The sequence below is a fragment of the Sulfolobus sp. B1 genome (assembly GCF_007050195.1).
Lineage (GTDB): Archaea > Thermoproteota > Thermoprotei_A > Sulfolobales > Sulfolobaceae > Saccharolobus.
This window is the reverse complement of sequence record NZ_QIMI01000009.1, coordinates 1-25,049: the sequence shown is the minus strand read 5'-3', so window position 1 is coordinate 25,049 and position 25,049 is coordinate 1. Positions and strand designations below refer to the sequence as shown.

The following is a 25,049-nucleotide window of genomic DNA, read 5'->3' as shown; positions in this document are numbered from 1 at the left end:
CGAAATATGTGAGGTAAAACCATTTGTGATGGGAAGGAAGTTAAGTATAGTTTATTCGATTTGGAGAACCTCATCTACTGGGAAGTTTTTACGTGTAATCTTTATAAATGAGTATAATAGAAGGAGTTTAAATTCCAGAAATTATACTCGTATTTATGGTTAGTTTCATAGTTAGATTTGAGGAAGATGACGATAAGTGGTATTTGATAAGCGATTCTGGAATAATATCAAGGATCCCGAATAAAGAAAATTTTGACATCTTAATAGTAAGAAATCTGTCCGAAGAGAAGGTAAAAATAGCTATGCGTGAAGGATATAGATTATTTGAATGTAAAGAAAGAAATGGAGAGGAATGCTTGATTAAATTATTAAATGTATTGTTTCCTTACTGTAAAACTTGTAAATTTTCTTGATGTAGATTAAAAAGTAATCGGATAAATTACCTTTATATTGAAAAGTGTTTACTTATAATAACTTTAGTGAGTAGGATTAAACATTACAGTAATATATTTAAACTTGTATTGTTAAGTATAAGTAAGATGCCAGAACAAGTTAAGCTTAAGAAAGCTAATGAATCAGATTGGCAAAAAATATATGAGCTATATAACTCTCTAACTGATGAAGATTTATACTTAAGATTCTTTCACCTTTATAGGATTACTGAAGATGATGCGAAGAAAATAGCTTCTGGAAATGATCACGTTACATATTTAGCTGAAGTTGAAGGAAAAATAGTTGGGGAAGCTACTCTGCATAAGGATGGAGAATTCTCCTTAGTAGTAAATCCCAATTATAGGGGACTAGGAATAGGAACTATATTAGTAGAAAAATTGATCGAAGAAGCAAAAAAACTTAACCTAAGGATAATAAAATTTTACACACTCCCTGAGAACACCCCAATGATAAAAATAGGCAGAAAATTAGGGTTTAAGATGTCTTTTCTAGAGGACGAAGTTTATGGCGAAATGAGACTAAGTGAAAAGGAAGTAGAAGTACTAATGGAATAAAAAAAGTATTAAATATTTAAGGTTTAACTTTAGACAAATCCTTTGATAAAAGAACGGCAAACCTCACCTTTTAAGGCGGGGAAAGGTTTTAAATCCTTAAGTTTACCCTTCTTTAAGGGAGTTAACCTGGTCAACTTCAAGAAGATGAGGAGCAGGAGCTGATTTCTCCCGCAATACTGGAGGGGAGCGTCAACACAGAGTAACTCCCTTAAAGAAGATTAATGAATTATACCTCGGGGAAACCCTCGCCCTTTAGGGTGGAGAGGAGAGGCCAGATTATACTAATCTATAAATATAAGAGGAGCTATGAAGAAGGCTTAATACTGACCTCCTCCCCATCCTAAAGGTTCACCTAGGGCGGTTCACTGGTTTACGGTTTACTGCCTTCATCAGTTCGTGGCTAGTGAGCTTCAACACTTACTTCACTCGTCCAGCAATGGCTGGGTTTTAAACCGGATTACCCCCTATCCCTTTTTCCTCACTCTACCCTTCTCGAGACTTTGGGGGATATGTACTGAGGAGGAAGGACACATTCTTACTACCCCTTATTTGTCTTCCTCCCCAACAATTTTCCTTCACTAAAAGCTTTAACCCCAAGCGAGGCTTGTCATTCGTTTTGTCATGTAATACTTATCCATACTCTATTGGATCTCTTAGTGTTGTCCTTGAAAACTATAGATCTTAGAAGTCAGATATGCTTAATATTATCATTAGTTACAAAAAGTAATATAAGTAGTGTTCTTAGGGTTAAATCATTTTAATGTTATAGTTGGGCTTTTTTATAAAGTTTATAAACATTAGAATCTTTATTTATATCTTTAGTAGGCATACTCTTATTTACCCTAAAATTTATAATTATATATTGATAGATGATGCGAATTAGTTGGATGATAGGAGGTGCGCAAGGAGCAGGTGTCGATACTTCTGCCAATATTTTCGGCAATGCTGTTGCTGCTAATGGTTATTACATTTATGGAAACAGAGAATACTATTCTAATATTAAAGGAAGACACTCTTACTTTAATTTAACGATTAGTGATAAACCGCCTAGAAGTATTGCTCAACAAGTCGAAATACTCGCCAGTTTTGATGCAGAGACTGTCTTTCAGCACTTTACTGAAGTAAAGGATGTTTTAATTTATAATACAGAAGTCGAGAATACTAAAGTAGAACAAGTACAGAGCATGGAAGGGGAAATTGCTGAGAAAGTAATATCATTCTTAAAGGAAAAAGGCTATGGCACGACCGTTAAGGACGTTGTAAGCTACTTGCAAAAGGAGAAGAAGATTAAGGTAATACCGATTAATTATCAAGAGATTTTAAAGAAAGTGGCTGATCAAGCAAAGGTTCAATTGAGTGTAGCTGATAGGGCTAAAAATACTATTGCCATTGCAGCTTCTTATAAACTACTAGGATTAAAAGAAGAGCACTTATACAATTCAATAAGGAGAACGTTTAAACAAGAATTGTTTTCTAAGATAAACTCCCTTGCTTCTCAAATCACAATGTCTGATATACAGCCCGTATATAACTTACAAGAGATCCCCAATAATAAGGAGAAAATAAATATTGATGGGAACACTGCAGTAGCAATAGGTAAGATATATGGAGGACTAAGGTTCCAAACCTATTATCCTATAACACCAGCTAGTGATGAAAGTGTATACATCGAAGCTCATCAAAATGTCTTTACAGTTGATCCCAAGACTGGAGAGAAGAGAAAATCCACAATAGTTGTAGTGCAAACTGAAGATGAATTAGCAGCTATAAATATGGCATCTGGTGCAGCCTTGACTGGAGTTAGGGCAGCCACAGCAACGTCTGGTCCAGGTTTCTCTTTGATGGTTGAAGGAGTTGGATGGGCTGGAATGAACGAAGTTCCAGTAGTAGTAACTTATTATATAAGAGGAGGCCCATCTACTGGTCAACCAACTAGGACTTCTCAAGCAGACTTAATGTTTGCTATGTATGCAGGTCATGGAGAGTTTGGAAAAATAGTAATAGCTTCTGGTGATCATATGGAAGCTTTTCAAGATGCGATATGGGCATTAAACTTAGCTCAGAAATATCAGATGCCGGTAATTCACTTAGTAGACAAGGCATTAGCCAACTCATACTCAATTATTCCTAAGGAATTCCTAGGAATGGAGAATATAAAGATAGAGAAAGGAAAGATTTACATCGCTAAAGGGACGGAAGATGTGAAAAGATTTGAAATAACTGAAGACGGAATATCTCCATTTACTCCATTGGGCTTTGGAAGAGTTCATTATACTGGAGATGAACACGACGAGTACGGATTTATTGCTGAAGCAGGAGAAAACAGAGAAAAAATGTACATAAAGAGAATTAAGAAAATAGACACTGCTGACAAGGAAATACCTGAGGAGGATAGAATTAAAATTTATGGAGATAGTAGCGCAAAGGCCGCTATTATAACCTGGGGTTCTCCAAAAGGTGCTATATTAGATGCGATGGAGGAGTTGGAAGCTGAGGGAATAAAATTGCAAATGATTCAACTAAGGATGTTTAATCCATTCCCCAAGAATCTCATGAAGAAGTTGTTGAGTGGTAAGGATATCATTATAGATGTAGAAAGTAATTATTTCGGACAAGCTGGTATGCTCTTAAAGCTCTTCACAGGGATTGAGCCAACCAATTATATATTAAAGGTAAATGGAAGACCCATAATGAGGGATGAAGTAAAGGAAGGTATAAAAGCAGTTATTCAAAAAGGTGAAAAGAAGGTGTTCCTCCATGGCGGGGCCTAAAGTAGAGTGGAATGACTGGTGCCCTGGGTGCGGTAACTTCGGTATCTTAAGTGCTGAACAACAAGCTTTACAAGAACTAGGGTTAGATCCAAAGAAAGTTGTTATAGTTAGCGGTATTGGATGTTCTGGAAAAATACCTCATTTCATAAGGTTACCAGTAAGCGGAGTTCATACTCTCCACGGTAGAGCATTAACTTTTGCAATAGGTGTAAAATTAGCTAACCCATCATTAGAGGTTATTGTAAATGGTGGAGACGGAGATCAATTAGGAATTGGTGTAGGGCATTTCGTAAGTGCTGGAAGAAGAAATGTGGATATAACTGTAATAGTTCACGATAATGGAGTATATGGACTTACTAAAGGACAAGCTGCACCAACTCTGAAGTTGGGCGTTAAGACTAAGAGTTTACCAAAACCTAACATTAATAGTGACATAAATCCCTTAGCTTTAGCCATTAGTGCAGGTTATACTTTCGTAGCTAGAGGATATGCTTATGATGTAAAACATCTTAAAGAACTAATTAAGAAGGCCATAAAGCATAAGGGATTAGCTATGATCGATGTGTTACAACCATGTCCGACATATAATGACATACATACGAAAGAGTATTATGATAAGAGGGTATACAAGCTAGACGATGATCCAAGCTGGGATCCCGTGGTTAAAAAGCCTGAGGAAATCGAAGAAAAAATGAAAAGGGCTATTACAAGAAGCATGGAATGGGGAGAGAGAATTCCAATAGGAGTGTTCTTCCAGAATGAACTAGTATCAACGTACGAGCAAAGAATAGTTGAAAGATCTCCATCATATTTGGATAATCCTCCTGCAACTGATGCAATTGAGTACGAAGGGAAGCCAACTACACAAATAGACGACATACTAAATGAGAGAAAGGTAGGGTAATTTTTTCCCATAATTAAATTTTTAGTTGGTTATTCTACGTTTTTTTATGGGGATAAGGATTTTAGTATTTAGAATACGTTTCTAATAACTAAATTAAGTTTTTCCTTTATCTTATTATAAATAAATGAAATTCATGTTTTACAATCTTAATTTGAACTAATCAATTAGTACTACTATTTAGTTCGTATTAATTGAATTAATTAATTTCTAGTAGTAAATACAAATATTCATAAACGATTTATTATTGATTAAGATCAGTATCATAGTCCTAAATTATTATTCAAGCGAATTATTTAAATGGCAACTCATAGTTTTATACTCAAAATTTATACTAGTTATATTTTTGCTTTTTATCGTTATACCATCTTACGAAATTTTAAAAACTATCAAGAAAATATTTAACTGAGATCAGAGTTGGCTGAGCTAAAGATTGTCGTTTCTATTAAGCAAGTTCCAGACGCTGACGACTTGAGAATAGATCCCGTAACTAATAATTTGGTCAGGGAAGGAGTTCCAGCGGTAATTAATCCTCCAGATCTTCATGCTATAGAGGAAGCTGTAAGGCTGAAGGAAAGATATGGAGGAAAAACAATAGTTATCACTATGGGACCATCCCAAGCAGAAACTGCATTAAGAGAAGCATTAGCTATGGGTATAGATGAGGCATATCTGATTAGTGATAGAGCTATGGCAGGAGCTGACACTTGGGCTACTTCATATACACTTTCTAGAGCTATTCAGAAACTTGGTGGGGCTGATCTAGTGGTATTTGGAAGGAGAGCTGTAGATGGAGAAACTGAACAGGTTGGTCCTCAAACAGCTAAATGGCTTGGAATACCAGTTATAGGATATGTTAGTCAAATAAAAAGTATAGATAAGGAAAAGATAGTTGCAGTAAGAACTACAGAATTTGACGAAGAAGTAGTAGAGGCTCCAATTCCAGCTTTAATAACAGTATTGGAAACTCCAAATAACAAGCCTAGACAGCCTGACATCATGAGCCTAATTAAGGCTAAAACGACTAAAATTACGGTATGGAATAAAGACGATATTCAGGCTGACCCTACAAAAATTGGTTTAGCCGGTTCCCCAACTAAGGTAATTAAAGTTAGTCCTCCACCGAAGACTAGGAAAGCTGAAATAATTGATGGTAAGAAAGATGTAGAAAAGGCAGCAAAATGGTTCTTAGATAAAATTTTTGAATCCCTTAAAGAAGAGGAGAGTAGCCTAAAAGAATACACTAAACCCAAGGCAAAGGTGAAGGTAAATTCGGAAATATGGGTTTACATAGATCACATAGGGGAAAAGCCGAATAGGGCATCGTTCGAAATAATGAGTGAGGCTAGAAGAATAGCTGATCTAATGGATACTTCGATGTCAGCTGTGATAGTTGGTGGAGAAGCTACTAAAGGTATTATACAAGAGGTCTTTGAGTATGGAGCTGATAAGGTCTACTTAGCTGAAACTAAGGGTTACGATTTGTACGACAACGAGATATATACTAGAGCTCTTTCAAAAATGATATTAAAGTATAAACCAGAGGCAGTCTTTTTCCCTGGTACGAGGAATGCTAGGGAATTAGCATCAACTACGGCAATTGAAGTTAATACTGGATTAATAGCTGACTGTACTAACTTTGACGTAGATGATAAGGGAGTATTATTATCAACTAGACCAGACTTTGGTGGAAAGGAGATGTCTACCATTATATGCCCTAGGCATAGACCAGTCATGGTTACAGTTAGGGCTGGAGTATTCATGCCATTGCCAAGAGTTCCCGGAAAGAAAGGTGAATTAGTAAGGGAAGAAATAGATGACCTTTTCACTAGGTTGAAAATATTAGATTACAAGAGGATAGAGAAGAGAAATGTATTAGCGGAAGCTGACATAGTTGTCGGTGTTGGAAGAGGAATAAAGAGCCCAGAGAACATAAAGATGTTTGAGGAGTTCGCTTCATTATTAGGCGGTGTTTTGGGAGTTTCAAAGCCTCTGGCGGATATGGGATGGTATCCTAAGGATAGGCAAATTGGGCAAACCGGTACTACTATAAGACCTAAAGTATATATTGCTTTAGGTATATCTGGGGCTGTGCAACATTTAGTGGGTATATTATCTTCAAGAAAGATAGGAGCTATAAACCTCGATCCATCTGCGCCTATATTTGAAAACTGTGATTTTGGAGTTATTGGAGATATATTTGAGATTGTTCCAAAAATGGCTGAATTGCTGAGAAATGAGAGGGGGAAGGGAAATGGAGTTTGACATAATTGTGGTAGGAGCAGGTCCTGCTGGATCCTCAGCTGCCATTACTGCTGCTAAGGGAGGAGCTAAAGTATTACTATTAGAAAGAGGTCCTGAGCCTGGATCCAAGAACGTTTCTGGAGCCATGATAAGGCTAGAAGACGTTCAATCAGCTTTTGATATATCATCGATCCCAATAGAACGTAAGGTAAAAAACGTTAAATTATTATTCCTTAGTGACTCGAATAAGACAAATATAAGTGTTAATGTACAATCTGGATTAGCTAATGTAACTAGACTGAAATTAGATAAGTGGATGGCTCAACAGGCTGAAAAGGCTGGAGCACTTCTCATTACTAAAACTGCCGCACTTGGACTAGAAAGAGATAGCGATGGGAAGTATAAGGTAATTACTGATAGAGGTAGTGTAAAAGCTGATAGAATAGTTTTAGCTGAGGGAGTAAATGCACTGATTTCTATAAGTTCTGGAATACGCCCAGATTTAAAGCCAGATCAAGCTGTTCAAGCCGTAAAAGAGGTTTATAGCTTGAATAAGGACGAAATAAATAAGAGATTTGGATTTAAGGCTGATGATGAAGGAGAAAGTTGGAGAATATTAGGAGTAGATCCAGTTCCATACGCAGGCTTCCTTTACACATATAAGGATGCTATAGCAATAGGTGTGGGAATTCCACTTACTATTTTAATAAGGAGGAAGATGAGTCCCTATACTGTTTTAGATGAGGTAAAAGAGAGAATAGGGTTTAATGAGCTAGTTAAGGGAAGTTCACTGAGGGAGTATTCAGCTAAGGTAATTCCAGAGCATGGATTTCCCTCGTTTAGAGCTTGTGTAGATAAAGTATATGTTGCCGGTGACGCATTAGGTCTTGTAGATCCACTAACCTTCAATGGGATAGGTCCTGCCATATCATCTGGCGTTATAGCGGGAAAGGCTGCATTGGAGAGTTACGAGTGTAGGAGATATGAGTCTGAATTAATGAGAAGTAAGGAAATAAGAAACGTAGTTAACGGTAGGCCATTAGTAAAGGAGTTAATCGAAGAAGAAAACTTTAAGTATTACGTAAGAACTATTAATGAACTATTACACTCTTGGGTTTATGGAGATGTTTCAAAGGTGAGGTTAGATATGCCAAGAATATTTAAGCATTTATTACTAGGTATGGGGGTGTTAAAGTCATGAGAATTGAAGAGAAGTTGTATACATTAAGATATAAGAAAGATGAGAAACCTCATTTAGCTATAATTAATCCTAGTGAATGCCTTAAATGTGCAGAAGTAAATGGGGTACCACAGCCTTGTATAGCGGTCTGTCCAGCTAACGTGTACTCTTGGATAAATGATAAAATAGTAGTAGCTTATGAGAACTGTGTAGAGTGTGGGGCTTGCAGAATAGCTTGTCCTTATACCAATATATTGTGGAAATATCCTAGATACGGTTTAGGAATAGCTCTTAGATATGGTTAAAACTCTGGATATAATCTTCTTACACCCCTCACTTCGAGTAAGTATATTTTTCTATCATCCATGGCCCATTCTATATTTATATTCCTTTTGAATATATTTTCGATAGCTATCGTCATGTTAGCTATTCTAATCGCGTCTTGGTCTTTCAAACTTTCCCTTATTCCCTCTTCTCTATTTAGATCTACTCTCCTAATTCTCTTACCTTCAAAATCGTAGACTAGCTTATGACTCTTCTCTGATATCCTTTTGCTAACTAAAGATCTAGTTGATTTGCTTACAATATATTGGTCAGGTGTTACCATTCCCTTAGTTACGCTTTCTCCAAGCCCAAAGGCCGATTCAATAAAAACGTAATCACTTTCCTCAGTTATGGGGTGAATTGAGAAAGACGTTCCAGCTACGATTGGGTTAATCATCGTCTGGACTAATATAGCAATCTTTGTAGAATTTTGGGTTAAAATTCTATAAGCCACAGCTCTAGGATTGAAATAAGACGCAATTACTCTTTTAACGCTTTTTATGAGTTCTTCTCTATCTACAAACAAATCAGTTTCATATTCACCAGCGAAACTGGAACCACTTAAAGGAGATGTCACAGTTGCTCTCACAGCAACGTACTTCGAGTTTAGTCGATCATACATTTCATATATCTCCTTTTCCATGTCCTCTGGTAATTTGGTATTAATTATCATCTTTTGAATATACTCACTTTTTCTCTCTAAATCTGAAGTATCATTAAGGTTAACTGAAGATAATATTGAACTTATCTCATCTTTGATGTCCTTTATTGACTCCTCTACCGCTCTTGATGATATCACGAAACCGTAAGGTATATCAAAGCCCATTTTATATAGCTCCCCCAAATAAGCACTTTTCCTTCCAACTACTGAGATCATTGAAAGATTTATTTCATTTAGAGGATAGGTATACTTCATATTTTCATCTCATAGGCGTGGCTTAAAAAGATTCCCTCAACTAGTTCATATCAGTTTTAAACTTTGACAAAGACAAGCCTCTAGGGCGAAAGAGGAAGTCAGTTCTTTAATAGACTCCCGTAGAGAAGAGCGCTTCAAACCACAGTAAAGGCATCTCTCTAAGGTTAGATAATTCTCTCTTCATGGGTATAAATGTTGAAACTTCTTCCTCTTAAAAATCCAATTAACGAAACTCCTGCAGTATTAGCAATCTCGACAGCTAAGCTGGATGGTGCAGAAATACCACAAATTATCGGAATACCCGCTTTTATCCCCTTACTAACTATCTCATATCCTATCCTTCCGCTCACTTGCATTATATAAGAGGTTGAGGGTATTTTTCTCTCCAACAGTAATTTCCCTACTACCTTGTCTACTGCATTATGTCTTCCTACATCCTCGTACAAATATACTAATTCCCCAGACAAGGTAAATAATCCAGTTGCATGTAATCCTCCGGTCACATTAAAAATATTTTGTCTTTCTCTCAATTTTTCTGGTAGGGAAAAAATTACATCTCTTCTCACTTTAGCGTCACTCTTTATGATGTTTATAGTGTATAGAAAAGCTCTGCCGCATACACCACAACTTGAATTCACTATCAAGTCCCTTACTTTGACGTTGTTCTTCTTGTTAAGCCAGATGTATATTATATTTTGTTCTTTTTGGGCAATATCTATTACATCATCCAAATTGTTAATTACCCCTTCAGAGTATAAGAAACCTAAAGCTAACTCTATATCATTACCTGGCGTTCTCATTATTATCGCAAAGGTTTCACAATCTTTATCGCATAACTTTATCTCTAACGGTTCCTCCTCTGCAATGTAATCTTCATCTAACGTATCTACGCTATCCTTTACTCTCTTAACATTAACCTTCTTTACTTGCACTGCCTATCGCCTTTAGTATTTTTAGGACTAGAAATAATCCCCTTTTCACATCTGGGTCATTTAACTGTCTGAGCAAATCGCCTAAACTAATATTATCCTCCACCTTTTCCTTCCCGCTTAATACCGAATATATCACGTTAGTGTTCCTTATTAACATTGCGTTCTGTTCAGATAGAAACGCTAAGTTTTCATCTAGCTTGCTCACTATCCCCACTAATAATGGCAGTATCCCAGATTTATGAAGCATGTCTATGAGCTTTAATAACTCCTCTAATGCTTCTCCACTTTCCATTAGTCTCTCGATTACTCCGTCAATGGTTTGAACTCTTCCCTCTTCCACTTTTTCTCCACCTCTATTCCAATTTGTCTCTTTCTCTCTTTTACATGAAATCTCCAATTATCTAAAGGTAATGGTGTTTTTCCTTTACCTTCTTCAATCTTTTCAATAACTACTGGTGTATCTTTATACCCTGGAGTACCACTACCTTTATCAAAAACTTGTCCGGTTAAGTTATTCACTCCATTTGAAGGATCAGAAGCGAACAGTGGTATGAATATTTCTTCTCCTTGAACCCTCTCACTTACTATGGCTCTTGCCTTTATTTCTCCGCCAAACTTTGATTTCACTAGAACTAAGTCGCCATCCTTTATTGAATACTTTGTAGCCAATTCCTTAGATATTTCCACAAATGTCTCTGGAACTTTCTTCATTATACCTTGTACTCTCCTAGTCATATTTCCAACATGGAAGTGTTCCAATATCCTACCCGTATTTACGGTAATTCTATGTACTTCATCCTTTAACTCTGGTGGTTTCCACTCCAAGGTGTATAGTTTAGCTTTACCATCTGGCATTGCAAACGCATTTACGTACAATAATGGAGTATCAGTCCCATCTTCATTTACTGGCCATAGAAGACTCTTAAATCCTTCTAGTCTTGAATAATTAACACCGGCAAATATTGGACATAACCTAGCTATCTCATCCATAATTTCTGAAGGATGCTTATACTTCCAATTAGCTCCTAAAGCGTTAGCGATCATTTGTATAATCTCCCAATCTGGTTTAGACTCACCTAAAGGTTCTAAGGCCTTATAAAACCTTTGTATCCTTCTTTCCGTATTAACGAAAGTACCATCTTTTTCTAGACTTGCGGTTGCAGGTAATATAACATCAGCTAATTTAGCAGTCTCAGTCATGAACATATCTTGAACTACAAGGAAGTCAACCTTCTCTAATGCCTGTCTTGTTAGAGGAGTTCCACAATCAACCATTACTGTATCCTCACCAACTATATATAAAGCGTGTATTTTTCCTTCCAATACCCCCTCAATCATTTGAGGGATTTGTAAACCTACTTTTCTATTTAGCTTAACTCCCCACGCATCTTCAAATTTTCTCATCACATTTTCATCATCTATCTTCTGATAGCCTGGCATATAGTTAGGTAAACATCCAAAATCACTTACTCCTTGCACATTATTATGTCCTCTCATTGGATACGCTCCAGTTCCAGGTCTTCCATAATTTCCAGTGATCAATAGAAGATCTGAGATAATTGTTGAAGTATCTGCCCCACCCAGATGTTGAGTTACGCCCATACCCCACAATATTGATACGCTTTTCGCTTCATGTATCATTTCAGCTAACTTTATTATTTGTTCCTTAGGAACGCCAGTAACACTCTCTACGTAATCTAGTGTAAAAGCTTTGATATACTCTTTAAACTCTTCAAACCCATTTACTCTCTTTTCAATGAACTCCTTGTTCTCCCAACCTTGATCTAATATATACTTAGCAACACCTGCTAATACAGCAGCATCAGTACCCGGCTTAGGTTTGATAAACAAGTCAGCCCTCTCAGCCATCTCATGTTTCCTAACATCAATTACCACTATCTTAGCCCCCCTAATCTTTTGGGCTCTCTTTATTCTACTACCTGCTACTGGATGACTCTCAGTAGTATTATGACCTACGATTATTATTAAATCAGCATTTTCAATATCCTTGAATGTTCCTGAATCAGCACCAAATCCGACAGTTCTCCATAAACCGACAGTAGCTGGAGCTTGACAATATCTAGCTGAGTTATCTACATTATTAGTACCTATCACACCCCTAGCTAATTTCTGAAGGAGATAAGCTTCCTCATTGCTCATCTTATCAGATGCAATGAAACCAATGGAATCTGGGCCATATCTTTCTTTTATCTCACTAAGTCTTTTGGCAATATATGAAATAGCTTCTTCCCAAGTAGCTTCTCTAAACTTATCCCCTTCTCTTATTAAGGGTTTCGTAATTCTATCTGGGCTGTTTACGAAGTCCCAGCCGAATTTACCTTTAACGCAAGTTAGAATCCCATTAGCTGGAGACTCTGGTTTAGGCTCTATTTTAAGTATTTTCCTTCCTTTCGTCCATACTTCAAATGAACATCCTACTCCACAGTATATGCATACTGTCTTAGTCTTCCTAATTTGATTCTCCCTAGCTTTAGCTTCTATCTCACTAAAGGTCATTAATAGGCTGAAGTTTTCCTCAGCTCTTCCGATTGCCTCTATAGCCTTTTTCTTCAAGTCTCTATTCATCCACGTAAAATATCCCGCCTCGCCTAACATTGATTTCTCCATTAATGCGTTTACTGGGCATACAGTTACGCAAGTTCCACAATTCACACACGAGGAATTACCTATTGGATTCCCATTATCCCATACTACTCTTGGTGGATTCAGATCCCAGTTGATCCATATTACCTCATTAACAGCAAAATCTTGACATGCTTCTACACATCTTCCGCATAAGATGCATTGTGAAGGATCGTATACGTAAAATGGTCCAGTATCGTCAAGCGGATAACCCTTATCAATGTATTTTTGGGAATTTATCCCTAATTTTATCACAGCTTCATGTAGAACACAATCCCCGTTATTATTTTCACATATACTACAATATAATTTATGATACTTTAAGATTCTGGAAACAGCCTCCTCTCTAGCCTTTTTAGCCCTAGGACTGTCTACTGATATGTTCATTCCTTCCCTCAATTCAGTGGAACAGGCTCTGACTAGTTTGCCGTCCACCTCTACGAGACATGAGTCACAGCTGTTTATTGGTACTAGCCCTTCATTATAACATATATGTGGTACATAAATTCCATTTTTTTGAAGCAATGATAATATGGTTTCTCCTTGATTTGCCACATACTCTTTATTATTAATACGTACTCTGATCGACACAAGTAATTATTTACTTAAACGATTAAAAGGTTAACCCATAAATAGGTTAAAATTTTAATAAATATCTAATCTGTTAAATATTATTTGGTAAGAATGTACAAAATTACTTATTTTTAGAGAAAAGTTAAAATAAGATATTAAAAAAATTTAATAATTTCTAAAGTGGAAGATGGAAGCCTAAGGCGAAGTTTAGGGCTGCAGCAAAGGTTAAATACATTAACCAAGTTGCAGTGACTAAGTGCCATAATCCCTTTACTCTGGTCCAAGTATCTGACTGTAACAGACTTGCAGGTATATCTGAAATGTATACTAAGGCTAGTAGTATGAACAATATCATAACCGGAAAATCTCTGGCTATGAAGAAGACAGTAGCACCTATTATTGAGATCCAGAGGAAAGCTATAGCCATGTATCCATCAACCCTAGCATCACCACCTACGTACTTGTTTATCCCTAAGGCAAACCAGTGAACTCCATAAGCGGTAAACGCTAGCGCTGCCATATATGTTACTGGGCTAGATTGGAACGCGTTGAAAATAGTTAATCCTAACCATAGAATAATACCAGTAATGAATTGCAGAAACCCAGGCATCCATATTCCCCACTGTCCTAAGGAGTGATTTAGCGCTTGAGACTTTTCATTAGGATATCTGAAGAATTCTACTCCTCCATAGACATAATATCCTACTCCTAGACCGAAGAAACCTACCGCTATTGGAGGTAAAGGAGATGCCATAAGTAGTAGTAAAGTAAGGGGAAATATAAAAGATTAATCTATTAACATTAAATCAGTAAATAATTTATATGTTAACATATTAACTTTGTGACCAACCAGAATGAAAGGCTAGGCAAATAAAGTTAATTGTATATAAAATATACGAGAAACTAAATGTTGCAAAGGTCTAGGACAAGAATCACCCTAATTTGGTGAGAGCGAGAAAGTATTCTGTTCATCTTTTCACCCAACACAAGTATCTCATCCCAAAATACTTTTCAACAGTAAATAAAATTCATTTATAGCAAAGCAACAAAATTGTTATTTACACGTATTATTGACAGAGTTGTATGTCATGTATTGAAATAAGTGGCAAACTAACGGTTAGATATGAAGAATTTTCTTGTAGCAACTATTCCACAAATTATCGCTTTCCAAATAATTATGCTTGAATTCATCTAAAGCATTATTTTTGTTGGATTATATATGTTAAAGAAAATTTTCAAAATATTTTGTACGTTTCGTATAAAGTGCGGTATGGTATTAAAACGGTTTGATATCGCCGTAATTTATTGAGGTAGAAATACATTAGGATCATTTAATTTTGTTGACAGTGGGCTAACGTAGGTACAAGCAATTAATGTGCATCTATTTTCATCTTCACATTCAAAGATTCCATATCCGCTATCACACAACAAGGTTTTTCTAACTGTGTAGAACTTTCTCTTTGTAAGACTCATAATTTATCTTAACTTAATCCAATATATAAGCTTTTATAAATATTTTAGTACTATTACATTTATTAAGTTATAAGGTAAAAAATTATTTTTACTATATAATATTCGGTATGCTTATTAACCGTTAAATAATCTAATGTTATATGAACTACCGTTTTTACGTAAAGATCCTTATAATATTAGTTGTTCTAGCATTAGTTGATTATCTGGCAGGAGTTATTTTAAAGGCATTAACGTTTATTTTTCCTAAAATAGCACCCTATTCTTCAGATGTATTTACTGCAATAACAGTAATAGTTATAGCTGTAGGAGGATATTATATTATTAGAGCCGTTCAGAGCGTGTTTTACCAATACTTACTGAATAGAGTTGAGAGAAATGTAGCGTCAACTATTAAGGTAATAATTGATGTAGTCCTTTATACAATACTTGTCATGGTAATATTAGCAGCGTTAAAAGTAAACTTAACGGGAGTATTAGTAGGAGGTGCAGTAGGAGGTATCGTAATAGGTTTAGCCGTCCAGACAATTGCTCAAAACATTTTATCTGGAATATTGGTTACGGCTAGTAGGACGGTTAAACAAAACGATGCCTTATCGTTGTCCTCATGGATTTGGGGATCTCCTATAGTTGGTGAAGTAGTAAAAGTTTCTTTATTATTCACTGACGTTAAGACGACAAATGGTAATCTTGTAAGAATACCTAACTCAGCTTTTCTAGGGAACACGGTATTCCAAAAATTGGAGTCAGAGAATTCACTTATTTACCCGTATCAATTATTAGTTAATGCTGACGTACCGGCTAACGATTTACTTCAGCTAGCTAACAGTAATATTCAAGATTCCTTTGCTAAAGCTAGATATAAAATTCCGCAAGTGTTCTTTACGGGGAAAAACGGTGGTACAAATTCATTTACAGTTATTGTTCATTTTGAAAGAATCGATCAACTTAACGAGATATTGAATTTAATAAATCAAGCCTTTGATAAGGCATATTGGGAATTGAAGAAAAAACAGTAAGATAAACAAGTAGTTTGAAACACATTTCAAATGGTATTAGATACTATCACAAATTATGTTAGAGCTCTCTTCTAGTGCAGGATATATGATAAAAAACTCTGGGAGTTATCGTATACAGCTGATTAGAGTAATAAATCTAGATTAGTTTATTTGCTAATTACCGCGGTTTTCTTTTATAAACTGGAAAAAGAAAACCTTACAAAATAAGTAGAGTCTCGCCCTTAAGGGCGGGGAGGAAATCAGCTTTCGAGACGGAGAAAAGGTCAGATAATTAACGTTAAACGATAGAGACGTAAAGTTTAAGGTTTCCTAAATAATAATGTCCTTCATCGATATCTCAATGATAAAAAGAACAGTAAACCTCGCCCTTTAGGGAGGGGAGGAGGTCAAAATAGTATAGTTTCTCTTGTGAGCTATTTTATTTGTATTCTTAAAGATTAATTGAGAAATCACTACTTTTCTCCTATACCATCACACAATTGAGTAACAATTCATCAAATAGATCTTTTATTGCGAAGAATCTCTCATAAGATTAATTTCCGATAATTTATAAAAACTGAGAAAGATTTTCCTAATAAGTAATTAGAAAGTATAAAACCATATAATGCTTATATGAGATGAGAGCCTTGTTAAAGGCAGTTTTCGTAGATTTCGGTAATACATTAGTTGGTTTTAAACCAGTGTTCTATGAGAAGGTTCATCAAGTAATGAAGGATAATGGGTATGATATTGAGTTAAGGAAAGTATTTAGAGCTTTCGTAAGTGCTATGGCTAAAAACCAATATCCTAATAAAGACGGACATAATCCAGTGGACATGAGGGAATTTCTTTACTATCTAAAAATATATCCAAGGGAATCATTACTTAATGCATTAAGTAGGGCTGATTTGAGAGATGGTGAAGCTTTCATTTACGACGACACAGTAGAGTTCTTGGAGGGGTTGAAGAGCTTAAACTTAAAGATTGTTTTAGTCAGTAATGCATCTCCCAGAGTTCAGGATTTGTTAGATCAGTTTGAGTTAAGAAAATACTTCGACGGATTGATACTATCATATGAGGTGCGAGCAGTAAAGCCTAACCCCAAGATATTTAGTTATGCAATTTTAAAGGGAGGTTATCCCGCAGTTCACATCGGTGACATCTACGAATTAGATTATGTTGGAGCTAGAAGATGCTACATCGAATCTATACTGTTAGATAGGGAAAACTTATATCCAGAAATTAAGGATAAGGTTAGGAATTTAAAAGAAGCCCTTAGAATAATAGAAAAGAAAGCAATCTAATTTTAGTACCTTATAGCTAAATGAAGTTAGATTTTTAACTAACTATTAAGATTTCCACTTATGTCATTGTCAACACTACTTGAACCAATAAAGATAGGAGACGTTCAAGTTAAGAATAGGTTAGCAATGTCACCGATGATAAGTAACCTAGGCACGCCTCAAGGATATCCTAGTGAGGCTCACATAGCATATTTAGCGGAGAGGGCTAAGGGAGGAGTTGGACTGATAATCACGGAATACACTTACGTCAATAACATCGATGCTAGGGGCTCAGTGAATGAATTAGGACTTTACTCAGATGAATTAATCCCAAAGTTCATGAGATTAACTGAGGTAATACATGCATTGGGAAGTAAGATTTTTGTTCAATTAGTTCACGTTGGTAGAAAAACCAGAAGGGATATTATTTGGGGAAATAAGCCAATAGCACCAAGCCCAATACCAATAATGGATGAAGTAAGGGAAATGAGTAAAGAGGATATAGAAAGAGTCAAGAACGACTTCATTAATTCAGCTATTAGAGCTAAGAGGGCTGGATTTGATGGAATAGAGTTACATGGAGCACACGGTTACCTGATAGCACAATTCCTGTCTCCAGCTACTAATCGTAGGAGTGATGAATATAAGGAAGGTGTTAGGTTTGTTGAGGAGATTTTAAGAGGGATAAAAGAGAAAGTAAAAATCACAGTAGGAATAAGGTTGAGCGTTACTGAATTTGACGAACAGGGATTGAATCCGGAGATTATTGCTGATATAAGCAAAAAACTTGAGAAAGCAGGAATCGATTACATACATTTGTCAGCAGGTAGAGATGGTCCATTGTCTTCTAGTATGCCGTTCTACTATGATAGAGTATCCTTCTTAAGGGAGGCTAAAATAGTTAAGGATGAAATTAACATTCCATTATTCTTAGTTGGCTCAATATTAACTTTAGAAGACGCTATAAAAGCTAGAGAAGTAGCTGACGTTGTAGTGTTAGGTAGGCAACTATTGGCTGATCCTTATTGGCTTAAGAAGAACATTAAGGGTCTACCTATAAGACCTTGCATTAGGTGCAACCAACTGTGTAGGGGTGTAGTATATAGAGAAGTTAGATGTGATGTTAATCCAGAATTAGGCTGGGAATCATTACCTCCTCTAGAGAAAGGTAAAGGAGAAGTGTTTGTAGTTGGAGGAGGAGTGATGGGGTTAGAAGCCTCTAGAGTGTTAGCCCTAAGAGGATTTACAGTAACTTTGTATGAGAAGAACGATAAGTTAGGTGGACAATTCTTACTCTTTAAAGATCCGTGGAAGGTAAGAGAATTCAGTGAACTTATAAACTATTATGAAAAGGAATTGAAAAGGCTGGGAGTAGAGATAAGACTTAATAAGAAATGGGAGTGTAGTGACGATAATTGTATTACTGCTATCCCAGATTATGAAATACCTCAATTGCCAGAAGTAAAGGGGGAGAAAGTGTTAATTGACTCAAATATTTACGCATATCATGATTACGCTTTTGAATTAGCTAAATATAATGAAGTATATATTACAGAGAGATCATTGCAAGGATTGGACAGAACTAGGCAATACTTGCTAGAGAATATGTTGATTAAAGCTGGAGTAAAGTTTGTAAAAAGTAAGGATAATATGAGATTTGATTTAGAGATTACAAAGTTCCTAGATGATCAGCCAACAATAGGTAAGTCTATACAGAAAGGATATTGGCTAGGAAGAACATATACAACCTTTTCCACAGCATAAACCTTTTTCTATTTGTAAAAATTTTATTTTATACTAATTTTATTAAGTATTTTTGAAAACTTAAAAGGAGAATACTATATAAAGATGGTTCCATTAAGTGAAAAATCTTCATGTAATTAAGTTTAACTATATTGTGAAAATCTTTAGGGGGAGTTCAAGTCTGACTTCCTCCACGTCCCTGAGGCTTTCCTCAACTTTGTAAAGCAAACTTCTAACGATTCGGAGGAAGCCCTTTCATGAATATACAAGTTCCTTGGTATTTTTAAGCCAAAATCGGAAAGTAATACTAATGTTTATTATCTAGAAACCCTTTTAAGCATTCTTAGATAAGCTTATAAATTAGAAAATATATTTATACATTAGGTGATATGTATGATAGGATTAAAGATTAGTAAGAAAAAAGAAGAAGCTAGTAATGGAAGTAAAATCTCATCAAACGCTCCTCTTTACGATATTTCTAGGCTTCCAGAAGAGTATTTGAGAAATGAATTCCCAGAGGAATGGAGAGCGTTAAATAAAGAAAAGAAATATTATAACTTTGTTTGGTATTCCTAAAGCGATTAAATATTTTTCATATTCTGATCATTTTCTCTTAACTCCGCTTTTACACTGTTTATTCTATAGTATATATTATTTTGAACATTATAAAATGTAGTCTTAAGCATTTAAACGTTTTTAGACCTTATAGAAATACCTTAAGTTATACTTGAGTTAAAACCGTAAAGTATTTTTAAGAGAGTAACATAAGGTAATCTTGAAGAAATATGGCAACAGTAAAGTTCAAGTATAAGGGAGAAGAGAAGTCTGTAGATATTAGTAAGATAAAGAAGGTTTGGAGAGTTGGCAAGATGATAAGCTTCACCTACGATGAGGGTGGAGGAAAGACTGGTAGAGGAGCTGTTAGCGAGAAGGACGCTCCAAAGGAGTTATTGCAGATGTTAGAGAAACAAAAGAAGTGAAGCTAAGAGGAGTATATAGTTAATTTAAAGTGATTTTTTTTTAAATTTTTGTGTTTTTCTTATATTTCTAACGATTAGATCATAATAAAAACATATCATCATTACTGCTCAGTCCTGGCCACTCAAATCATCTAATTATATGGTAATGAAAAGTTATTAATAAAGTATTAGTGAATTTATGATGTTCAAAAGGCGATAAAGGAAAGACAAAAACATTATGAACCAAACATCTAATAACTTAGGAGGATGTTAAACTAATTTTCTAGAGAAATGTCTTTATGTACTCCTAATGAGATCTTGACTTAATTAATTATGAAAATAGCGTGTTAAAAAATTTCCTAAGGGTAAAATTTCCAAACAAAAATAAGTATTTCCATGTTCTTAACACAGGTATTTAGGCAAAAGATTTATCTATCGATAATAGGGTTAAAACTATTTATTATAAAACATCTTGAAACTATTATCACTTATACCAAGGGCGATAATAGTACCTCATAGAAGGAATTTATGAAGTAAGTTTCTTCATAAGTTCATAGAAGTTTTCATAAGGATGTATCGGGTACACGTCTACGGTTACAGAATGTCCCAACTCCTTAGTTATTGGTAAGTTCTCTAGTATTTCATCTAACTCTTCATGAGATCTGACATCTAAGATAGCAACTACTTCTCTCTTTCCGCTTACCTTATAAAGCCCTTTAATAGTTCCAGATTTAACAGCTGAGAGTGCTGCTTCAGCTTCTTTTCTCCAAATTTCCATTAACTGCTTCTGACTTAAACTTTCGGGCTGTTTAACCTTAAACCAAAGTAGAAACAACATATTTTATTCATATAATAAACTATGTTTCAAAATAAAAGTTTATAGGCGATAAAAGACTTTGTCTAAAATCTCAAAATCACTAACCTTCCTCTAAGTGAAGAATTCGAGGTTTTTTAGGCCGACTTCCTTCCGACCTAAAAGGCAAGGCTTTCCCTACTTTGTAAAAATTAAGGAGGAGGTGAATTAAGTGTTTATGACTTTTACACGTATATACCTTAATACCTCCACTCCTAGTATTGAGAAACTCATCGCTTAAATTGTAGAAGTCTTAAGATATAACCTAGTAATGAAGGAAGGATAGACCTTGCTTTTTAAGGTAGGGAGGAGATCAGAAAAATAAGGCTAAGAATGTTAGTTGGTAAGGGAACAACTTTGAACGTGACGTGGAATTTTATATTATAATCTGGTTATTACGTGAATTCAATAATATTTTAATTTTTAGAATCCCTAATGTATACGTATGTGCAGGATGTTCTCATATTACGGACGATCATCTAGAAAAGTAAGGGAATTATTAGACTGCTTAGTTAAGTCAGCAAAAGAAGATAAGCTGTATAATAATACTAGTCATGGTGACGGCTGGGGATTTGTACTCTTGACGAAGGATAAAATATTTCATTATAGGAGTTTAAATCCTATATTTGAAGAGATTAGCGATGTTGAAAGTGACTTTCCAATAAAAATTAGCGATGAAGAAATGATGATCATTGCTCATGCTAGGCAAGCTTCTGATAAATCCTTAGTCAGTTCTTATTACTCACATCCTTACTTAGAGTCTAATTCCTCATCTATTTTCTTCTTAGCCCATAATGGCTCTGTTAATAAGGAAGGGATAGCAAATGAATTGGGAATTTCTGCTGAGAACATGGTGGATAGTGAGTTAATACTAAAGTATATAGAAATGAAAGGCGTTGATAGTATAAATGATTTGAAGAAGTTTACCAAATCATCTCTCAATTTACTATTATTGGAGATTAGAAGAAAAGAAAGGCAAGCCATACTTTACTATCTAAATTATTATGATAAAGGTTACGTTGAAAAAAGGGGTATTAATAAAGAATATTATAAACTGTATGTTAATGAAGACGATGACGGTATTTCTGTTTATTCATCTACCCTAGCCTATTATTGTAAGTTTAATAAGCAAAAGCCATGTGAAGAAGGAGAGCTAATTAAAATAGGAGGTATGAGTTTAAAAAGTATTTAGATTACTTCTTCCTCTGGTCTACAAACACTTGAAGCTTATAACCAGTCCATAATGTCTGCCCGGGCTTTACCCATTCTATTTCAACGTCATCTGGGCTTACGCCAATTCTACTCCCCAGTATTTCCCTAGCCTCCATATCGTATTTACCATCTACTTCATTCCTTCTGGTCTCTATCCTAATTTTCAATTTATCCATTTGATTATCATATACAATTATGTTAAACATTCCAGTAGTATCTGGAATTTCGTTTACAGCATCTTCAACATAAATTGGTAATAATAACTTACCTTTTACAGTAAACATCCACTCAACCCTACCCGGTATTGGTTCAGCAAATCTCATGTGAGTAATTCCATACTTGGGGTCTGGATCAGTTATGAACTCGTTCTTTACGTAATCACCTAAACTATAACGTATTAATGGCATTGTGAAGTGGTTGAGTAAGGTAGCTATTAACTCACCCCTCTCACCTTCAGAAGCTGGTTCACCAGTTTTAGGATCTACTATATCAAATATTTCCATATCCTCCCATATAACTAATTGTCCCTCTAACCCTGGAACTTCAATAGCCATATGCCCATCAGTAGTTCCCCAAACGCTTATAGCCAATTGAGCATTGGGATGCACTTTAAACAATTTCTTCTTAGTGTTTTCAGCAGCAGCTCCTCCATGTAGGAGTAATACCTTAAATGGAGTTTCCCATCCTTCTAGTTTAGCTTCTTCTCCTATTAACCTATGTAACCATGGTGTAGTGGCAAATACGTCAACTTTCCATAGTTTTAGTACGAGATTATGTCTATTCTTCCAACTGAAGTAAGTTTCTCCACCCCCAGCTATTGCTGTAGCTCCACATCTATTTGTAGCAGTTTCAACTACTGGAGGACCCCAGCTATAGAATCCGCTCATATTCAAATAATTTGCGTAAACCCTAGTTGGTTTAACTTCAGCGAAAGTCCATAAGTATCTAGCCTGACCCTCTTGAAAATAGTCTAACTCCAATCTACCCCAGCCTTGAAACGTTGGTATACCGGTTGAACCTGAAGTAGCTCCGACAAAACCTATATACTTCGATAATATTGGATGGAAAATAGTTCCAAAAGGAGGATTTTGCTGAAGGTCTTTTCTGATCTCCTCTTTTCTAAGTATAGGTATTTTTACAACATCCCTCCAGTCTTTAATGACCTCTGGCTCAAATCCTTTTGATTTCCAGTATCTTCTATAGAATTCTATATTATCCCAAGCCCATTTAACTATCAATTTTAGTCTGAAGGTCTTCAGTTTATCTAGCTCTTCTCTTTTCATAGTCATAACTCTCTTGTTCCACAAGATCTCTGAGGGATTTGGGGGATAATCAGTTCTAATGAAACCTTGATCTCTCAATTGGGAGTGAATCGCTCTATACTCTTCTAACGACATTAAGATATTTTTGTTTAGGGGGTTCAAAAAGTTTATGCTTTTTATGAATTACCAATAACGAATATGCAGTAATAAAATATATTTGTTACAAAATATTCATTGTACTACGCAATTTCTCTTCCTCGCCACATTAAAAATAAATATTTTATAGTCAAAATCAATGTGTGCGATTACTCCCATTTGCTCTATTAACGTTAATAATATTTACAATCGTATCAAGTTCTGACGTTATATACTTTTATCCTACTGAAATGCATGTATCTGATGTAGATGTTATAAATATCTATTCGTCTAACTATACAATTTTTATTATCTATATAACTCAAAGAATTTCAATACGCTTTATAAATGTTGAGTCCTATATCTCTCCCTCATACAATTTGTCTATACATTTGACTACTTTCAATCTGAATGGTTGTGACGTAAATACTGATAATATAAGCTTTAACGTCCCATATAGTTCTAAGCTTTACCTTATTCCAATTAAATATACCATATCAAATACAATAAAGCAAATCTCATTAATTTTTAATAACATTCAATTTAATCTGGTCAATAATGGAAACCCCCAGAATGAAACTTTCCAGTTAGCAATTACTAGAAACTACTATAATTTGAATGTAAGCTATTTAACCTCTAATAAGGACTATTATGCCAGTATCCTTCTAATGGCTGTTATAAATATAAAAGGAGTAAATTACGTTTATTTCTGGAATATTACAATCAATTCAATCACAATGGCTCATCCACATTATGAAAGCGTGACAGAATATCAACTGGATTTGAACGAAATAATTAACATTCTAAATACTTTGCAAGCTGGGTAACGGAGTAAGTACTCCCCCATTAAGTTTATCCTTCTCTATCGCCTCAGCTATCTTTTCTAGCATATCCACCTTATAATCGTTAATTTCTCTAAATTTACTCATGAAGATCTTTGGAATGAAGGGAATTACGACTTTTAGGTCAAAGTTTAGCTTACTAATTTTTGAAGTTATACTTTCTATGTCCTCTGGATAAGGAGGAACCATGTTTACTACTAATATTCTCTTCTTAGATTCCCCTCTTCCAGCTACCATTAATAAACTATCTAATGAACTTACATCGCTAACGTATATAGTTATGTCAGTCTTTAAAATCTCGTTACAACCCTTCTCTGGATAAATTGGGCAATCAACTACTATGTAACTATAATCGTTGTTTCCCTCGAAAGCATCAATATAAGAGGAGTTATATAAATCGATAGATGTTACTTTTAAGTTCTGCTTATTCTTAAGAAACTTTTCATATAACTTTACTAAGTAACTAGAATATTTTAGGAAGTCTGAGTCAACTAACATTACCTTATATTTATTGCTAAAGAAAATTGATAAATATGTCGAGATAGTAGACTTGCCTACTCCACCTTTAATACCGGTAACAGAAATTGTTGTCATCTTTATTCCCCATACATCATCCTTTCCTCATTCTTAACAATTTCTGCTTCCTCTATGCTTTTAGCTAAAGTTAACTTTATTCCATCATCTATGTTTAAATACTTTATCTCTCCATCCTTGTTGATATAAGCGACGTATTTCTTCCCAAACACGACTGTCTCCGTTGAAGGAAAGAAGACGTTAAGTCTTTCATCATTGCCAATCATC

24 protein-coding genes are annotated in these 25,049 nt (G+C 35.2%); 14 read left to right on the top strand and 10 right to left on the bottom strand.

Translation table 11 applies throughout. From position 1 onward, the window contains the following. Window positions 1-155 precede the first annotated feature (155 nt). The 7 genes from DMP16_RS01420 (at window position 156) to DMP16_RS01390 (ending at window position 8,408) form a co-directional block, all read left to right on the top strand. Window positions 156-413 (top strand): hypothetical protein, encoded by a 258-nt coding sequence (locus DMP16_RS01420; RefSeq protein WP_069284094.1) that lies wholly within the window; start codon window positions 156-158, stop codon window positions 411-413. Window positions 414-539: 126 nt separating this feature from the next. Beyond that, window positions 540-1,007, top strand: coding sequence for a GNAT family N-acetyltransferase (locus DMP16_RS01415; protein WP_069284095.1), 468 nt, complete (start codon window positions 540-542; stop codon window positions 1,005-1,007). An 872-nt stretch (window positions 1,008-1,879) separates the two neighbouring features. Beyond that, window positions 1,880-3,778 (top strand): 2-oxoacid:ferredoxin oxidoreductase subunit alpha, encoded by a 1,899-nt coding sequence (locus DMP16_RS01410; protein ID WP_069284738.1) that lies wholly within the window; start codon window positions 1,880-1,882, stop codon window positions 3,776-3,778. Continuing rightward, complete coding sequence (locus tag DMP16_RS01405) at window positions 3,765-4,682, top strand: 2-oxoacid:ferredoxin oxidoreductase subunit beta (RefSeq protein ID WP_069284096.1); 918 nt, start codon at window positions 3,765-3,767, stop codon at window positions 4,680-4,682. Before DMP16_RS01410 ends, DMP16_RS01405 begins: the two co-directional genes overlap by 14 nt. 414 nt (window positions 4,683-5,096) lie before the next feature. Further along, window positions 5,097-6,944, top strand: coding sequence for an FAD-binding protein (locus DMP16_RS01400; RefSeq protein ID WP_069284097.1), 1,848 nt, complete (start codon window positions 5,097-5,099; stop codon window positions 6,942-6,944). Beyond that, window positions 6,934-8,124 (top strand): NAD(P)/FAD-dependent oxidoreductase, encoded by a 1,191-nt coding sequence (locus DMP16_RS01395; protein ID WP_069284746.1) that lies wholly within the window; start codon window positions 6,934-6,936, stop codon window positions 8,122-8,124. The genes DMP16_RS01400 and DMP16_RS01395 overlap by 11 nt, the downstream gene beginning before the upstream one ends. Beyond that, window positions 8,121-8,408 (top strand): ferredoxin family protein, encoded by a 288-nt coding sequence (locus DMP16_RS01390; protein WP_069284098.1) that lies wholly within the window; start codon window positions 8,121-8,123, stop codon window positions 8,406-8,408. The genes DMP16_RS01395 and DMP16_RS01390 overlap by 4 nt, the downstream gene beginning before the upstream one ends. Here DMP16_RS01390 and DMP16_RS01385 read toward each other — a convergent pair. The 6 genes from DMP16_RS01385 to DMP16_RS10815 form a co-directional block, all read right to left on the bottom strand. Further along, entirely contained in the window at window positions 8,405-9,343 is a 939-nt protein-coding gene (locus DMP16_RS01385) for a PEP/pyruvate-binding domain-containing protein (protein WP_069284099.1), read from the bottom strand. The two genes, DMP16_RS01390 and DMP16_RS01385, sit on opposite strands and share 4 nt — an antisense overlap. Window positions 9,344-9,507: 164 nt before the next feature. Next, window positions 9,508-10,275 carry a formate dehydrogenase accessory sulfurtransferase FdhD gene (fdhD, locus tag DMP16_RS01380; protein ID WP_069284100.1) on the bottom strand — a complete coding sequence of 256 codons (768 nt, stop codon included), beginning with the start codon at window positions 10,273-10,275 and terminating at the stop codon, window positions 9,508-9,510. Then, window positions 10,256-10,615, bottom strand: coding sequence for a DUF1641 domain-containing protein (locus tag DMP16_RS01375; RefSeq protein WP_069284101.1), 360 nt, complete (start codon window positions 10,613-10,615; stop codon window positions 10,256-10,258). Before DMP16_RS01375 ends, fdhD begins: the two co-directional genes overlap by 20 nt. Continuing rightward, on the bottom strand, window positions 10,579-13,509 hold the full coding sequence (gene fdhF / locus DMP16_RS01370; protein ID WP_069284102.1) for a formate dehydrogenase subunit alpha: 2,931 nt from the start codon (window positions 13,507-13,509) through the stop codon (window positions 10,579-10,581). The genes DMP16_RS01375 and fdhF overlap by 37 nt, the downstream gene beginning before the upstream one ends. A 157-nt stretch (window positions 13,510-13,666) precedes the next feature. Beyond that, the gene (locus tag DMP16_RS01365; protein ID WP_069284103.1) at window positions 13,667-14,245 is read right to left on the bottom strand and encodes a hypothetical protein; all 579 of its coding nucleotides are present in this window, start codon (window positions 14,243-14,245) and stop codon (window positions 13,667-13,669) included. A 548-nt stretch (window positions 14,246-14,793) separates the two neighbouring features. Then, entirely contained in the window at window positions 14,794-14,964 is a 171-nt protein-coding gene (locus tag DMP16_RS10815) for a hypothetical protein (protein ID WP_156770076.1), read from the bottom strand. A 140-nt stretch (window positions 14,965-15,104) separates the two neighbouring features. Between DMP16_RS10815 and DMP16_RS01360 the strand changes: the two genes are divergently transcribed. From DMP16_RS01360 to sso7d, 5 genes are all read left to right on the top strand, one after another. Next, window positions 15,105-15,980, top strand: a complete 876-nt coding sequence (locus DMP16_RS01360; protein ID WP_069284104.1) for a mechanosensitive ion channel family protein — start codon at window positions 15,105-15,107, stop codon at window positions 15,978-15,980. Window positions 15,981-16,606: 626 nt separating this feature from the next. After that, window positions 16,607-17,263 carry an HAD-IA family hydrolase gene (locus DMP16_RS01355; protein WP_069284747.1) on the top strand — a complete coding sequence of 219 codons (657 nt, stop codon included), beginning with the start codon at window positions 16,607-16,609 and terminating at the stop codon, window positions 17,261-17,263. A gap of 60 nt (window positions 17,264-17,323) precedes the next feature. Beyond that, on the top strand, window positions 17,324-19,006 hold the full coding sequence (locus DMP16_RS01350; protein WP_069284105.1) for an NAD(P)-binding protein: 1,683 nt from the start codon (window positions 17,324-17,326) through the stop codon (window positions 19,004-19,006). Window positions 19,007-19,378: 372 nt separating this feature from the next. Then, window positions 19,379-19,561, top strand: coding sequence for a hypothetical protein (locus tag DMP16_RS01345; RefSeq protein ID WP_069284106.1), 183 nt, complete (start codon window positions 19,379-19,381; stop codon window positions 19,559-19,561). Between the two features lie 209 nt (window positions 19,562-19,770). Next, complete coding sequence (sso7d, locus tag DMP16_RS01340) at window positions 19,771-19,965, top strand: chromatin protein Sso7d (RefSeq protein WP_069284107.1); 195 nt, start codon at window positions 19,771-19,773, stop codon at window positions 19,963-19,965. A 505-nt stretch (window positions 19,966-20,470) separates the two neighbouring features. On the opposite strand, the gene DMP16_RS01335 is transcribed toward sso7d, so the two are convergent. Beyond that, on the bottom strand, window positions 20,471-20,782 hold the full coding sequence (locus DMP16_RS01335; protein ID WP_069284108.1) for a muconolactone Delta-isomerase family protein: 312 nt from the start codon (window positions 20,780-20,782) through the stop codon (window positions 20,471-20,473). A 460-nt stretch (window positions 20,783-21,242) separates the two neighbouring features. Here DMP16_RS01335 and DMP16_RS01330 point away from each other — a divergent pair, with 460 nt between their 5' ends. Further along, entirely contained in the window at window positions 21,243-21,989 is a 747-nt protein-coding gene (locus DMP16_RS01330) for a class II glutamine amidotransferase (RefSeq protein ID WP_143576837.1), read from the top strand. 1 nt (window position 21,990) lies between these two features. Here DMP16_RS01330 and DMP16_RS01325 read toward each other — a convergent pair whose 3' ends face one another. Next, window positions 21,991-23,406 carry a phenylacetate--CoA ligase family protein gene (locus DMP16_RS01325; RefSeq protein ID WP_069284110.1) on the bottom strand — a complete coding sequence of 472 codons (1,416 nt, stop codon included), beginning with the start codon at window positions 23,404-23,406 and terminating at the stop codon, window positions 21,991-21,993. A 164-nt stretch (window positions 23,407-23,570) separates the two neighbouring features. Between DMP16_RS01325 and DMP16_RS01320 the strand changes: the two genes are divergently transcribed. After that, complete coding sequence (locus tag DMP16_RS01320; RefSeq protein ID WP_069284111.1) at window positions 23,571-24,233, top strand: hypothetical protein; 663 nt, start codon at window positions 23,571-23,573, stop codon at window positions 24,231-24,233. Here the strand turns inward: DMP16_RS01320 and DMP16_RS01315 are convergent. Further along, the gene (locus DMP16_RS01315; RefSeq protein ID WP_069284112.1) at window positions 24,210-24,842 is read right to left on the bottom strand and encodes an AAA family ATPase; all 633 of its coding nucleotides are present in this window, start codon (window positions 24,840-24,842) and stop codon (window positions 24,210-24,212) included. The genes DMP16_RS01320 and DMP16_RS01315 overlap by 24 nt on opposite strands. A 2-nt stretch (window positions 24,843-24,844) precedes the next feature. Beyond that, a partial coding sequence (locus DMP16_RS10810) for a hypothetical protein (protein WP_185957795.1) occupies window positions 24,845-25,049 on the bottom strand: 205 nt, incomplete at its 5' end.